This is a genomic window from Microcoleus sp. LEGE 07076 (assembly GCF_015207455.1).
Lineage (GTDB): Bacteria > Cyanobacteriota > Cyanobacteriia > Cyanobacteriales > Microcoleaceae > Microcoleus.
The window spans coordinates 45016-58412 of sequence record NZ_JADEWV010000009.1; the positions used below are offsets into that span (position 1 = coordinate 45016).

The 13397-nt window shown below is 48.0% G+C and carries 14 protein-coding genes; 9 read left to right on the forward strand and 5 right to left on the reverse strand.

Features of this window, described 5'->3' with window-relative positions; all coding sequences use genetic code 11:
• Nucleotides 1-202: 202 nt before the first annotated feature.
• Entirely contained in the window at nucleotides 203-661 is a 459-nt protein-coding gene (locus tag IQ270_RS02840; protein WP_193971751.1) for an ABA4-like family protein, read from the forward strand.
• 259 nt (nucleotides 662-920) lie between these two features.
• Here the strand turns inward: IQ270_RS02840 and IQ270_RS02845 are convergent, their stop codons facing one another.
• Nucleotides 921-3851 (reverse strand): GAF domain-containing protein, encoded by a 2931-nt coding sequence (locus IQ270_RS02845; protein ID WP_193971752.1) that lies wholly within the window; start codon nucleotides 3849-3851, stop codon nucleotides 921-923.
• Between the two features lie 337 nt (nucleotides 3852-4188).
• Between IQ270_RS02845 and IQ270_RS02850 the strand changes: the two genes are divergently transcribed.
• Nucleotides 4189-5352 carry a quinone-dependent dihydroorotate dehydrogenase gene (locus IQ270_RS02850; RefSeq protein WP_193971753.1) on the forward strand — a complete coding sequence of 388 codons (1164 nt, stop codon included), beginning with the start codon at nucleotides 4189-4191 and terminating at the stop codon, nucleotides 5350-5352.
• Here the strand turns inward: IQ270_RS02850 and IQ270_RS02855 are convergent.
• The gene (locus tag IQ270_RS02855; RefSeq protein WP_193971754.1) at nucleotides 5314-5532 is read right to left on the reverse strand and encodes a hypothetical protein; all 219 of its coding nucleotides are present in this window, start codon (nucleotides 5530-5532) and stop codon (nucleotides 5314-5316) included. The genes IQ270_RS02850 and IQ270_RS02855 overlap by 39 nt on opposite strands.
• 40 nt (nucleotides 5533-5572) lie before the next feature.
• On the opposite strand from IQ270_RS02855, the gene IQ270_RS02860 reads away from it, so the two are divergent.
• From IQ270_RS02860 to IQ270_RS02875, 5 genes are all read left to right on the forward strand, one after another.
• Nucleotides 5573-5833 (forward strand): ParB N-terminal domain-containing protein, encoded by a 261-nt coding sequence (locus IQ270_RS02860; protein WP_193971755.1) that lies wholly within the window; start codon nucleotides 5573-5575, stop codon nucleotides 5831-5833.
• A gap of 190 nt (nucleotides 5834-6023) precedes the next feature.
• The gene (dps, locus tag IQ270_RS02865; RefSeq protein ID WP_255532357.1) at nucleotides 6024-6449 is read left to right on the forward strand and encodes a DNA starvation/stationary phase protection protein Dps; all 426 of its coding nucleotides are present in this window, start codon (nucleotides 6024-6026) and stop codon (nucleotides 6447-6449) included.
• Nucleotides 6364-6576 (forward strand): ferritin-like domain-containing protein, encoded by a 213-nt coding sequence (locus IQ270_RS31765; protein WP_339384234.1) that lies wholly within the window; start codon nucleotides 6364-6366, stop codon nucleotides 6574-6576. The genes dps and IQ270_RS31765 overlap by 86 nt, the downstream gene beginning before the upstream one ends.
• Nucleotides 6577-6740: 164 nt before the next feature.
• Nucleotides 6741-7340, forward strand: coding sequence for a helix-turn-helix domain-containing protein (locus IQ270_RS02870; protein ID WP_193971762.1), 600 nt, complete (start codon nucleotides 6741-6743; stop codon nucleotides 7338-7340).
• A gap of 205 nt (nucleotides 7341-7545) precedes the next feature.
• Nucleotides 7546-7872 carry an STAS domain-containing protein gene (locus IQ270_RS02875; protein ID WP_193971756.1) on the forward strand — a complete coding sequence of 109 codons (327 nt, stop codon included), beginning with the start codon at nucleotides 7546-7548 and terminating at the stop codon, nucleotides 7870-7872.
• A gap of 56 nt (nucleotides 7873-7928) precedes the next feature.
• Here the strand turns inward: IQ270_RS02875 and IQ270_RS02880 are convergent, their stop codons facing one another.
• The gene (locus IQ270_RS02880; RefSeq protein ID WP_193971757.1) at nucleotides 7929-9065 is read right to left on the reverse strand and encodes a PP2C family protein-serine/threonine phosphatase; all 1137 of its coding nucleotides are present in this window, start codon (nucleotides 9063-9065) and stop codon (nucleotides 7929-7931) included.
• A 533-nt stretch (nucleotides 9066-9598) separates the two neighbouring features.
• On the opposite strand from IQ270_RS02880, the gene IQ270_RS02885 reads away from it, so the two are divergent.
• Entirely contained in the window at nucleotides 9599-10108 is a 510-nt protein-coding gene (locus IQ270_RS02885) for an ATP-binding protein (protein WP_193971758.1), read from the forward strand.
• Between the two features lie 16 nt (nucleotides 10109-10124).
• On the opposite strand, the gene IQ270_RS02890 is transcribed toward IQ270_RS02885, so the two are convergent.
• Both IQ270_RS02890 and IQ270_RS02895 read right to left on the reverse strand, forming a co-directional pair.
• The gene (locus IQ270_RS02890) at nucleotides 10125-10892 is read right to left on the reverse strand and encodes a DUF1350 family protein (RefSeq protein WP_193971763.1); all 768 of its coding nucleotides are present in this window, start codon (nucleotides 10890-10892) and stop codon (nucleotides 10125-10127) included.
• Between the two features lie 325 nt (nucleotides 10893-11217).
• Nucleotides 11218-12252 carry a glycosyltransferase family 2 protein gene (locus tag IQ270_RS02895; RefSeq protein WP_228056027.1) on the reverse strand — a complete coding sequence of 345 codons (1035 nt, stop codon included), beginning with the start codon at nucleotides 12250-12252 and terminating at the stop codon, nucleotides 11218-11220.
• Nucleotides 12253-13026: 774 nt separating this feature from the next.
• Here IQ270_RS02895 and IQ270_RS02900 point away from each other — a divergent pair.
• Nucleotides 13027-13397 (forward strand): gamma-glutamyltransferase (locus IQ270_RS02900; protein ID WP_193971759.1); only part of this gene is annotated, 371 nt, incomplete at its 3' end.

A 13397-nucleotide genomic window follows, 5' to 3' on the forward strand; every position in this document is an offset into this window, starting at 1 on the left:
TTCAAAACATAGTTTTCTAAGGTTCGTACTGCGGTTAATATATCGCACATGACATAAGTCTTAGATTTGGGATCAGTATAGCAACTATTTTTAATTTTGGAATTAAATTTTTTGCAGATTTTGATAATTTTTAGCAAAAATTGTGTAAAGTAATCTAAACAGCCTTGATTGTATCGCATTTCGCCGAAAAAAACACCAAATTATGACACCAGAACTAATTTTCAATGCAGGCAATCTGTTTGTTTTGCCTTTCTGGGCAATTATGATTTTATTGCCAAACTGGGGAATTACCCGAAAAGTGATGAATTCCTTAATTCCGTTTGCGATCCTCGCACTCTTGTACATATATTTGTTTGGTAGCAGCCTGACTGCGGAAAATGCGGCGGCTTTGTCCAATCCCAAGCTGGCAGATATTGCTAAATTTCTGGGGGAAGAAACGGCGGCGGCTACAGGATGGATTCATTTTTTAGTGATGGATTTGTTTGTGGGGCGGTGGATTTATTTGGAAGGACAGCGCACGGGAGTTTGGACGGTTCATTCTTTGGCTTTGTGTTTGTTTGCCGGGCCGATGGGATTGCTTTCTCATATTGTAACTGCTGGGATTTCTGAAAGGTTTTTCCCGAGTTCTGAGGCGGCGGCAAGCGTTAATCCTTCGGTTTAAGTTCCTAGCCAGAAGCCACACAATTTACTTTCATGTTGCTGTCGGGATGGATAGTATTTTGTAGAGTGTGCCAACCAGCACCGGTGGAGTTTGTCGCCAAGTACAAAGTCAATCGGTGCGCCGCGAACATCCTAAAAAGCAGACAATATTGGATTCATCGCACTTGAGGAAATTATCTGCGTTCATCTGCGTCAATCAGCCTAACATCTGCGGTTTGCTAATCTAAAACTCAGGCAATTCAAGTTTAGTCAACAGAATATTAAGACTTGGCTAGGGGTAGCACTAAACGAGCAACAATTAAATTATTTTCTAACATTTCTAGAGAAAAGTTTCCCCCCATTAAGTGTACTGCTCGCTGACAAATTAAGAGATTTTGCACGATCGACCTATGTGACGAAACATATGGCGAAACCACCAATATATCTGGGTGAAAATTGTCGTTGAAGACAGCAATTAACTGTCGATCGCACTTGAGACCGCTATCGATCACAGACAATTCTAGCAAATCTTCCCCCAAAACCTCGGTGCGAATCTCAATCTTGTCCCCAACAGAAGAGCGCCTGCAAGCCATCGCCAGCAATTCGCACAGGATCAAATCCAGCTTGATGCTGTCGGCGCGAACGCTCAAAGTCTTGCCAGCAGGCAGCGACACAGCAGTCTGGGCGTTAACTTCCAGCAAGATTTCCGACTGTTTGACCATCGGGGCCGCGCGATCGAGCGATCGCCTCAGCCAACCGCTCACAGACACCGCATCTTGTCCGAATTGCAACCGCCACGGCTCGTGTTTCAGCATCAAATGAGCTGACCCCAAAGCATTGCCAATTTGCCGCAAAACCTGTTGGTAGCGCAAAGTTTTCAGAGCATCCTTTTGTTCCTTCGCCGACTGCAAAATCGACTGGCTCAACTCCCCCAACTCCTTCACCCCCGCTCCCACAATCCGGTAAAAATCCTCGAAACGGCGCTGCTTGTACCAGTTGAGCATTTCCAGATCCAACCGCTGCGACTCGGCTGCCGATTGCACCGCCAAATACCTGTGCCACCAAGCCAAGTGAGACACCATCGATCTCAGTAAATTCACGGACAACTCCGACCACTCGCGGCCGCTAACGTCCGCCACAATCACAATGCCAGCCGGAGCGTGTTCGGGGGCAGTCTGCAGCGCCACCGCCAGAATCTCGCCAATTCCCGGACTGCGGAGCCACCCCTTCGTCGCCAGCGCCAGTTGACTCGTGTTTTGTTGCAGCACGCCTCCGCGCGCGAGGGTTTGCTGGATCAAAGCGTCTGTTTGCACGGGAATCACCGCCTCGGGATTGAGCGCAAATACGGGATTTGCAGCTACTGCCGCGGCGATGGAAGCAAACTCCTGGCCCGGATGCCAAGTAATTACGGCTACTAAAGGACAGGAAATTGTCTGGGAAACGTCTCGAGCAAAGTTACGATCGAGCTTTGGCCGCCGCAAGTCTGAGAAAATCATCGCCGAAGCAGATTTCTGCTGTTGGGATTCCTCCTCCCCAGAATGCTGCAAAACCGCTAAACCCGATTCGAGCGATCGCCAGAATTGCTGATATTTGTCGATTTGGGAACTTTGCTGCCACGAATGCAAGATTAATCCTAGCTGTTGGCTGACTACCTGAACCAATTCTCGCTCCGCCCCCTTCCAGGTGCGAGTTGCGCTGTGCCCGACAACCAGCAAACCCTCGATCGATTTTCGATTTTCGATTAGCGATTTGGGATTGCGGTTTTCAGACTTAGCCTTTTTCCCCTTAGTGTTCGACGCCAAAAGCGATCGCACCCCCGACTCCGCCAGCACTTCTCGCCAAGCGCCCAACCGTCTGTCTTCCTCCCAATTTTCAATCGCCAGAGGTTCCCCGCACGCTTGCAGCAGCAGCAGGTCAGCCGCATCGAGGGAGTTGAGTGGCGAGGGTACGGGTCTGCGGTTGCGGGGCAGATTTTGGCAGACAATTTCAAAGCGATTTTGTTCTTCGCCATACAGAAGCAGCAAAAAGTATTCGCATTTGAGCCGAGAGCACAACTGTTCGGCGGTATTTTTCAAAGTCACCTCCCAGTCAGCATCGCTGTAGATGGCGCGAGCAATGCCGGCGGTTAAATCTCGATCGAGCTGTGTTTGCTGAATTTTTTCCTCCATCTCCGACAGAGGAGCGATCAAAGCCACTAACTGAGCGGCTCCCCGCAGGTAATGTTTTTCATTGTCCAACCAAATCCGGGGCTCCGTCGCTTCCACTGCCAAAAATCCCAACAATTCGCCTTCGGAAACAATCGGCGCAGCCAACAGAGAGCGAGCGCGGATTTGCTGCATCAACCGCGCAGTCAGCTCAGTTTTCAGAGAACTGTGAGATTCACCGATCCAAACCATTTGTTCCCCAGTCAAGGCCTGATAAAACTCGCCCAAGTCTTGGACAGTGATCCCCGAAGCCGGTCGCTTGGGCCCCAAACCCGGAGCAACTTGGCGGTTGCTGACTCGGCGCCAAAAATAGCGCCGCTCTGGCTCGAACCAATAAACATTAGTCCGCGTCGGCTCGATAAATTCATGGGCTTGTTCGACTACCGCTTGCAAGTATTGGTCGATCGAGCGCAATTCCCGCAACTGCGAAATCAGCAGCAACAAAGACTCATCCGGGCGTTTTACTTGTTGTAGCTGCCAATCTTTTTCTATTTGATAAAGAGCAGTTGCCAGCGCTCCAAAGACGATCGCCAACTGCGTTTTTGGAGCCGACTTTGGCGACGCTCCCCACTCGTCCGTGCCGAGCAAAATCACGCCGTAGCAGCGGTCTTTGTAGCGCAGCGGAAACAGAGTCGTGCCTTGAACGTTGAAATTTTGAGCTGCTTTGCGCCATTCTCCGGCTCTGTTTTCCGATCGCAAATCCGGGACATCCACCGGCTGCAGTTCAATCACCACTTGTTCCAGCAAATCCCCCGGATTCAGGGCAAACCGCTGTTTGAGAAAAGACAAATCCCCATTAGGAGTCATGCCTCCTTTCCCGAGCAATCGGTGAGCCTGTCGATCGTACAACCCGATCCAAATCAACCGCCAGTCAAATTCCGCTTGCAAGTAACCGAGCGTAGTTTCCAGTAGCACCTCAACATTCTCCTCTTCTCGGAGAGTTTGGAGAACGCGATCCAGGTCCGCGATTTCTTCGTCTAAATCCTTCGGTCTTTGCTGATGCCCCATTTCCCAGATTCCCCGCACCTTTGTCCAAGTTCAAATTACCAATTAAAAAACAATCAACTCCTAATATAATCGCCTCACCCTTCCTTCAATTTAAAACATTCAATCAAGCCGATAGAAATTGAAATAAAAACCTCAGATTCCCAGTCTCATTCTGAATATTTTTATTGAACCAGCCCAAAAACTGATACTTGCTTTCCCACAGGATGGGTAAAAATCTCAAAATTTTAGACTTTTGTTCGCTCTCCCAGATACATCTGTGGATTCAAGCTCTCATTCTTCAATTATTTAATCTAAAATCGATAGCGTTATCAGTTATCAATTGCCCCAGGACAAGTCATTGGATATATATCGATCGGGCGTGCAGCCCCTGTTGTTTTCCCTATTGAAAACCGACGCTGAGTGGCTCCACAACCGCACTCTCCAAATTCTCGAACTCGCAGCCAGAACCCAGTCAAACCCAGCAACCAGCCAACTGCTATCCCGACTGCAAAAATCTTTGGGAGTGCAAGATTCTCGCCTCGAACAATCGAAGTGGGGGCTGAGCTTCAAAAATCCCATCGGCTTGGCCGCCGGATTTGATAAAAACGGCGTAGCAGCCGACATTTGGGCAAATTTTGGCTTTGGCTTTGCCGAACTCGGTACAGTCACCAGCCAAGCGCAGCCAGGAAACCCCCAACCTCGATTGTTTCGCTTGCGGGCCGACAGCGCAGCCCTAAACCGCATGGGATTTAACAATCAAGGAGCCGCCGCTATGGCAGCCCGGTTTCAGGCAGCGCAGCAACATTCAAAATTCAATGCCTCGCGTACAGTGCCTCAGTCCCCCTTCCCCTCGGGCATCAATCTCGGTAAATCTAAAGTAACACCGTTAGAGCAGGCAGCAGCCGATTATTGGGAGAGTTTTAAGCTGCTCAAAGATTGGGGGGATTATTTTGTAGTCAACGTTTCATCTCCGAATACGCCGGGATTGCGATCGCTCCAAGATGCTGCTGGACTTAGCACTATTTTGGAAATTTTGCAACAAGAAAATCGGGGAATCAAGCCAATTTTAGTCAAGATTGCGCCGGATTTGGAGATGGAGGATATCGCATCAATCCTCGACTTAGCAAAAACCTACAAACTAGCAGGAATTATCGCTACAAATACCACAATCCGCCGCGACGGATTGAAAACCCAAATATTGCCAGAAACCGGGAAACCCATCAGCGAAGAAGCAGGCGGAATTAGCGGGATGCCAGTGCGGGAGCGATCGACAGAAGTCATCCGATTCATCTGGCAATATACAAAAGGCGAATTACCAATAATTGGAGTTGGTGGCATATTCACCGCGCAAGATGCTTGGGAAAAAATCGCAGCCGGCGCGAGTTTAATTCAAGTCTACACAGGCTGGGTTTACGAAGGCCCGATGATGGTGCGCCGAATTTTGGAAGGGTTGCTGCAAAAGTTAGACGAAAAAGGATTTAATTCAATTTCTGAAGCCGTTGGTTCCGAAAATATTAAGTAGTGCAGTGCCGAAATTTTCAATCTCGTCTCGCGCTGCAAAAACACCATTCTCAGCCTCTAGAATGCGTCCAACTTCTGCTGCTTTCTCTGAGTACCGGCGATTCTCCAATCCCTCCCCGATCGCCCCGGCGCGATCGAAAATACGAAAATATCGAACATTTGCTTGGCAAGTCGAAGTCATTACGAGTATGATTTAAGCAGAAACCAAAAAGATAGCCGCCATGAGGATCGCAGAAATACCCCTCAACCAGATTCGCCGCCCGCTGCCGCGAGTCAACGACCAAACTAAAGTAGCCGCCCTGATGGAATCGATCCGCGAGGTAGGTTTAAACGAACCCATCGACGTGCTAGAAGTAGATGGTCAGTATTACGGATTTTCCGGCTGCCACCGCTATGAAGCTTGCCAGCGTCTGGGTTTAGAAACTATCCGCTGTAAAGTCCGCCGAGCTCCGCGTGCCGTGTTGCAGATGCACTTGGCCTGAGCCTCTCAACAGCAATTCAGATCAATTCCGGTTGCACTCCTCATGATGTTAACTGTTGACTGTTGACTGTTAACAGTGAATTTACTATTCCGATGAAGAGAGGATTTGAGATCACGACAGGTTTTCGTTCGATCGCCCAAACCTTTCTCAGATATTCGATCGACAATCACTACTAACAAGGGACAAATCTATGACTGGCAACAATCACAAACAACATCTTTACCCGACGCGCATCGATATGTCAGCGGCCACCCGCACTCAAGTAGTCGGGCTGCTCAATGCAACGCTGGCTACGACTCTGGACTTAAAAACTCAAGTCAAGCAAGCTCACTGGAACGTCAAAGGCATGGACTTCTATCAGTTGCACTTGCTCTTCGACGAAATGGCCGGAGAACTAGAAGAATATGTGGATACGGTGGCTGAACGAATCACAGCTTTGGGCGGTTTAGCTGTAGGAACAGCCCGCACAGCCGCCTCCGACTCGATCGCTGCCAGAATTTCCTTTCGACATTGTAGACGGCAAAGAATACGTGACTGCTTTGGCCGATCGCTATGCAGCCTACGCCCAACACCTGCGAGTGGCGATCGATCTCACAGCGGAATACGGCGACGCTGACACTGCCGACTTGTACACTGAAATTTCGCGGACAATTGACAAGCGCTTGTGGTTCCTAGAAGCACATTTGCAAGGTTCTGCGACAACTGCAACAGCAGTCGCACCGGAAAAAGTTGCCGCAAAATAGCCAATTGTCGTTGTGGGGCCGACACTTTTACCAGTAGGCCCCAAATATGTATTGTCCTTAAGACTCGCGACAGTTTACGATCGAGAATATGTCCATTTATTAATTTGGATGAATTTTTCGTGGCAGCTAACATTCCTGATTGTGCTCCTCAACTGCAACGCCTGATGCAGCAAGCCGGGTTTTCGAGCGATCGAGAACTCAGCCAAAAAGCAGGAGTTCCCGAACTTCAGCTCAGCCGGCTGCGTCGCGGCTTAGCTTTGAAAACCCGAGCCGACATCCTGCTCAAAATTAGTCAAGCTTTGGAAATTTCCTTAAATGAACTGCTCGCCACCTTGGCACCGGACTTTGTAGAGTTAGAACCTGCCGCACCGAGTGCCCTAGAACAAGAATATCAGCGCCTGCAAGCTACGATCGAACAGCAGCGAGCATCTTTGATCCAGGAATTTCAGCTCGCTAGCGTGCAAATTTTAGAATCTTGGATGTTGCAGTGGCCGACTGCTGCGAACAAAGCTCAAGAAAATCACAACTTGCGGGCCCAGAAACTGCTGCCGCTGTTGCGGCCGGTCGAGCAGTTATTGGAGCATTGGGGAATAGAGTCGATCGCCCCAGTCGGAGCCTCGCTTCCCTACAACCCGCAACAGCACCAGCTCATCGAAGGAACGGCCGAACCCGGAGAACCCGTCAAAGTCCGCTACACAGGCTACATACAAGGCGAGAAGCTCCTCTACCGCGCCAAAGTTAGCTTGGTTCGGTCGATCGCGTAAGGCATTCGGTACAACAAAAATTTTCCAGTTCAAAAATAACTCGCCCCCTGTGCGCCGATATTCTGATCGCCATCTCTGGCACTCAAAACCCTTGGGGCGCTGCGGGGTTCTGGCGCTTTCCTCCTCTGTTATTTGGATCTGAGTCCATCTCGCAGCTATACTAACCCTAGTCTGGCTACAAATTCTGACATTCCCACCGCAAAATATGAGTCCTGTAGTTAAAATTATTCAGCCCTCTGGCATTTTAGACGGCACCAAGGCAAGTCAATTCCGCCTAGAGATTAGTGACCTAGTGGAAGCGGGAGCCGATGTGGTATTGATCGACTTCCAAGATGTGACATTTATGGATAGTTCTGGTTTGGGCGCTTTAGTCTTGGCGCTCAAAACAGTCCGGGCCGCTGGAAGTCAATTAGTTGTCTGTTCTATCAACGAGCAAATCCGCATCTTATTTGAACTCACCAGCATGGATCGAGTTTTCGAGATATTTTCCACCCGCGATGCTTTTAATAGCAAAATTCTCTCAACTAACTAAATCCAGTGGCTGCTGTATTCTTGCTATTTGGTCGCAGATGTGCTGCCATAACTCAGCTAGCCAAAGTTTACCTTGAGTAAAGACCAATCATCATCAAAAACTGCTTTGGCGTTCAACTTTTGAGTGTATTTCAAAACTTGCTCTAACTGGTCGGCACTTGCATCGTTGTAAGCTGCTAGCAGGTCGATGAAAGGGTCAAGCCCCCAGATATTGCCGTCAGGTTGATGGATCTCGTATACCCCGTCGCTAAAGATGTAGAGAGTGCTCAAATCCTCGACATCGCAGCAATTATCGACATATGGGGCGTCGGGGAACATCCCGACCGGCATTCCGGGGGTTTTTAATCGCTGGATTTTAGCAGGGCTCGCGGGCGACTGCGAAATCAACACGGCCGGGGGATGACCCGCGCTGGCGTACAGGAGCTGGCGAGAAATGCGGTTGTAAACGCCGTACCAGATGGTGAAATACTTGTCATTTTGGTAGCTCATCTGGAAGGTGGTGTTGAGGGCGCGCAAAACGTCGCTGGGTTTGTAGTAGTCAATGTTGGGCAGCGCCCGCGATCGCAGCAAATTCAGCACGGCGACAGAAGGCAGCGCCGCCCGCAAACCGTGACCGGCTACGTCGAGCAAGTAAATCGCCAAATAATCGGCATCCAGCCAGTTGTAGTCGAAGCAATCTCCCCCCAACTGCCGGGAGGGAATGAATTTTGCTTCGATGCTGACAGGTTCCGTCATCGGATCTGGCAGCAGCGATTGCACGTACTCGGCTGCCTCGGCTAACTCGGCTTCCAGGTTTTGCATCGCAATTTTCAAGTCTCGGCCGAGTTGGTGCAGCCGCAATCCGGCGCGTACTCTCGCCTGCAACTCGTTGAGTTCGATCGGCTTGGAGATAAAATCGTCGGCACCTGCGTCGAGCCCTTTGACTCGATCGGAGATCGAACCCAAAGAAGTCAACAAAAAGAATTGTGTAGTTGACAGATTCGGATCTGCCTTAACTCGACGGCAGACATCTATACCCGTCAATCGCGGCATGATCCAATCGCAGATGATCAAGGCCGGACGCAATTTTTGCGCCTGGGCTACACCGTCTTCGCCATTACTTGCTACTGTCACTTCGTAACCCTGTTTTTTGAGGGTTCTCCTCAGCAGTTCTTGAACAGCAGTATCATCGTCAATAACCAGAATTTGAAACATGGGCACTCAGGTACTACAAGTCTTTCAAGGTCTGGGGGTCATTAAAAATATATCCTGTCAGCGCGATTGTCTGAGATTGAGTATAGTCTAATAACTTCGCTTTCCAGGTAAATGCTTTTGCCTGCCAGCCATCGAGTTCGATTTACCTTTAAATTTGAGCCAAATTTTGGCGAAGTCGAACTCACCCAGTTTATACTCAGAATATAAACTTTTATGGACTTTTTTGGACTGCTGGCGCGAATTGACATCCGGGCTGCAGTTCTGGTATCATAAACAGCTAATTACTCGATTTGATATTTATTTTTCTAGCAGCAAAAGCTAGTATAATCTAACTCGGATTTAAGTTTGCCTGGTTTAACATAGCAAAAAGGTCGATCGAGAACCCGGAAAATGACGCGGCTGGTAGAATAACTGGCACGGGCGATGTTGGCCCTAGCAGTTGCCCGCCTTGTGATCAAAAAATGAAAAACGTAAAGTAGAGGCAAAACAATATTTGCCTATATTTTATGGAACTATAATTTCAGTGGCAGAGCGTGATTGAATTAAAAGGTTCCAAAAAGTTGCAAGTCCTAAAGAAAGCGACTCTTCAAGTCAATACTGGTCTGAGTGGTTTAGAAAGAGTTTTGTCGTGGTTTGGACAATTGTACGACCCGCGAATTCCCACAAGTGTGTGGATACGCTGTCAGTTGGCTTTGGCTGAGGGCTTTACAAATGCGGTGCGTCATGCCCACGAGGGTAAACCAGCGAATTTGCCGATTGACATTGAGGTGGCAGTGTGCACTGAATGTTTAGAGATCAATATTTGGGATTCGGGCGCTGCGTTTGATTTAGAGCAAAAAATTAAAGATATGTCGGAAAAAAAAGCTCGCGAAGCTGGGGGCGGGTGGGGCCTAAAGTTGATGAAAGACATCTCAGACAGTCTCAGTTACAGCAGAACGCCTGATGGACGCAACTGTCTGTCGATCGTCAAAAATTATACCCCGCTCTCGCAGACGGACGATGAAAATGATATTTTGCAATTACCAGAGGAACTTTCTGGTTGACGAACAACCGCAGCTTTTAAACGCGAGAGAGTGGGTTTAGCCACAGCAAAATTGTCCGTTTTAATTGATTTAATTCTCGATACACTTCTTGTTTTACCCATTGTCCGATCGCGTCGAAGGGAGTAAAAATTTGACCCACAGGCCAGCTAACATCTTGACCCAAGGGCGTTTGATGGTTCCCCGTCAGGGTTTGAACTGTAATCATATCGCGAAATCTGGGTTTGAGCAAATCGGTCAACAGTAGGGTTTGGTCGATGTTGTCGCCGTTAAATTTGACTAAAAGATTGCGCCGGATTTGATAGCTATCTTGGACGAGGCGATTGGTGTCTTGCGGGGAAGGGGTAAACTCTACTTTAAAGACGGGGGAAATTTGCTCGACGATCGGGATGGCTTCGGAGGCTGCATAATTGTTGAAAGAGATCAGAATATTGCCTGCTCTTTCGACGTCAAACACGGAACCGATGAGGAGGTGGAGTTTGCATCCCATGCTGTGTCCCATCCCGTAGACGGGGAGATAGGAAGATTTGAGCAATTTAGTGGCGCGCAGGCGATCGATCGCATTTTCAAATTTGTTGAGGACATCGCGGGCGATCGCAATATGATCCAAAGTATTGACAAACGGTGTTGCTACTACAACATATCCTTGATTCGCCAAAGCCTCTAACAGCCAGCGATAGGTTAGTTGCGGCGCACTTGCGACAAATGCACCGCCGAGAAAATGTACGATCGCGATCGGTTTAGAGGGAATTAATACCCAGTTGCCAGAAACTTCTTGCCAGTCCATAAATTTCATCAAGTTCAAAGTAAAAAGGCGATCGTCCTCGGAAAAGTAAAAACTATAAAACAGAATTTTTTCTAAATTTTTGGTTTTACTTTCTGCCTAAAAAAGAGGTTTGATACCTGTTTTTTCTTTCAAAAAACTTTGCTTTTTACTCAAGCAATTATTTAGTGTAACTGTTTTGGCAGCAAATAGCACAGTGGGCTGCTGCTACGATCGCCCTGTATGGGATTGAAGGCTGTCTCCTTTAGTTCGATCGACAAGCTGCAACGGGACTCGATCGAGATCAGCTAACTTCTCAACTGCGACCTGCATACAAATACAATATCCTCTAGGAACTCCGGTCGATTTCAGACGGTCGCTGGGGGTTTAATTCTGCCGAATGACCGATGTCTTCTACAGTTTTCTGACTCAACTGCTCGCGATCCCTCATCCATTTCCATTTGTTCGCAGCAGCGATGGGGGAAAGCACAGCAGTACCGATACCGTAAATCAGAGTCGGCAAAATCTCCCGATTTAATAAGCTTTCTCCCACCTTTCTCATGTAGTGCAGTGCCAAAACTTGTCGGAATTTGTTAAGCCTTTTCAAAAGCGACAAATTTTTCAAGAATACTTGTTCGTACTCGTTGAGCGATAACTCTTGTTCTCCCCGCAAGCGCCGCAGTTGGTTTTCCTTGACACAATCAGCGGCTATCCGCTTTTTCAACCAGTGTTTGTCTGTGAGAGAGTTGCCTCTAATTCGATAATTTCCCAAAGGTGCTGTCGTAGCTAGCAAGCCGTATTTTTGAGCAATTTTGGTAAATAACTCTGTATCTTCTCCTACTTCCCAATCTTCTGCAAAGCCGCCTTCTTGGACTAGAATAGAGCGATCGACTACAACAGAAGACGGGAAAACCCAAGGACTTTCGCCTGTCTCCTTAATCGCCTGCATTTCTGCTTTAGTTGTAGGATAGGTAGGAATATAGCTCAACTTTTTGCCGCGCTTGTCTAAATACCGCAAAGCGTGAGCCACAGCTTTGACTTCGGGATTGTCTTCGAGCATTTTCAAGCAAACTTCCAGCTTGTTGGGTTCCCAGGTATCGTCGCTGTCTAGAAACGCTACATACTTGCTCGTTGCCCGATGTATCATTAAATTTCTCGACTTAGAAACCCCGTAATTTTCGGAATTTTGGAAAAATTTAATTCTCGAATCTTGTTCTGCCAGTTGAGCACCAATTTTTGCAGTAGTGTCAGTAGAGCAGTCATCAACAATTAAGATTTCTAGATGCTTGTGAGTACCGTTGACTGCGGAAGCAACTGTTTGGATCAGTGTGTCGGCTGAATTGAACGCAGGAATGATTACACTGACTTTTTCGCTGTTGTTCATAAATTGAATTAGCTGTGGTTTGGTAGTTGTTAGCCAAAGCATGGTCTTCGCTACTTATGAACAAACCCTGCCCGAAAATATTTAGAAAGTAAGGGTTTTCTGCAGAAGCTGCAAATTGCCGAATTTGCAACTCACCGAGTGGAGATGAGTGCGTTTTCGCCGGTTTTGTTTGAGATGTTAAGTTCCCAGTCTGACTGCTGTTATTGCTTCATCGTTCCTGTTTTTTTCCACCGCCTCCCGTTTAGGCACGCACATATCTAAATAGGATGCTGTTTTTGTCAGATGGTATTGTGTACGCACAATTAAACGCAGGGTTGATAGACAATTATACAGTGTTGTTAATCTTTTTATCCAAAATTCATCCAGTTAACTTTTTGTATCAAACTCCTGGTCTTGGGTGGAAGAGAAAACGACAAATTTGGGTAGGGAATTGGGGATAGTTTGGATTAATGCGTTGTTTGGCGCGAATTGCATAAGTAAGTCGGTGGGCCAAAACACAACTATGTTAACAAAGATAAATGAGACTAAAAGTCTCATCCCTCTTGCATTCTGTCTCCTGACTCCTGCCTCATCCCATTTACGCCTTTCTACTTAGCTCCGTATTGAAAAGTTGCACGGGGCTTAGCTATAGCAGTTCTGAGTTAGGTGTGAGGTATGCCCGGAGCGGGCACCTCATCTTTTGGAGAAATGCTATATTTGAATAAATAAATCTATGCCTTGAGGAGGATGTGATTGATTTTTTACTATTATAAAAAATACCGAATTTGATAAAAAATGTTTTCAAAGTTAAAGTGTCAAGTGCGAATTTATACTTGTTTGCTAACAGCCATGCTATTTGGTTGCCAGCAGCAATTGCAGCCCAAGTTGCAGCCACAGCGCAGCGCGCAGGGTATGGCTGTTTCGGCTCACCCCCTGGCGAGCGGTGCGGGGCTTGGGGTTCTGCAACAGGGAGGCAATGCGGTGGATGCGGCCGCTGCTATGGCTTTGGCGATTTCGGTGGTGGAACCTTTTTCGGCGGGTATCGGGGGCGGGGGTTTTTTGCTGCTGCGACGGGCGGAAACGGGGACTGTGCAAGCGCTGGATTTTCGGGAACGAGCTCCGAAACGAGCAACGCGCGATATGTACCTGGACAAGCAAGGCAAGGT

Coding starts and splice junctions, on each gene's coding strand:
- IQ270_RS02840 (WP_193971751.1), top strand. CDS start 203: ATGACACCAGAACTAATTTTCAATGCAGGCAATCTGTTTGTTTTGCCT.
- IQ270_RS02845 (WP_193971752.1), bottom strand. CDS start 3,851: ATGGGGCATCAGCAAAGACCGAAGGATTTAGACGAAGAAATCGCGGAC.
- IQ270_RS02855 (WP_193971754.1), bottom strand. CDS start 5,532: ATGACTTCGACTTGCCAAGCAAATGTTCGATATTTTCGTATTTTCGAT.
- IQ270_RS02860 (WP_193971755.1), top strand. CDS start 5,573: ATGAGGATCGCAGAAATACCCCTCAACCAGATTCGCCGCCCGCTGCCG.
- dps (WP_255532357.1), top strand. CDS start 6,024: ATGACTGGCAACAATCACAAACAACATCTTTACCCGACGCGCATCGAT.
- IQ270_RS02870 (WP_193971762.1), top strand. CDS start 6,741: ATGCAGCAAGCCGGGTTTTCGAGCGATCGAGAACTCAGCCAAAAAGCA.
- IQ270_RS02875 (WP_193971756.1), top strand. CDS start 7,546: ATGAGTCCTGTAGTTAAAATTATTCAGCCCTCTGGCATTTTAGACGGC.
- IQ270_RS02880 (WP_193971757.1), bottom strand. CDS start 9,065: ATGTTTCAAATTCTGGTTATTGACGATGATACTGCTGTTCAAGAACTG.
- IQ270_RS02890 (WP_193971763.1), bottom strand. CDS start 10,892: ATGGACTGGCAAGAAGTTTCTGGCAACTGGGTATTAATTCCCTCTAAA.
- IQ270_RS02895 (WP_228056027.1), bottom strand. CDS start 12,252: ATGAACAACAGCGAAAAAGTCAGTGTAATCATTCCTGCGTTCAATTCA.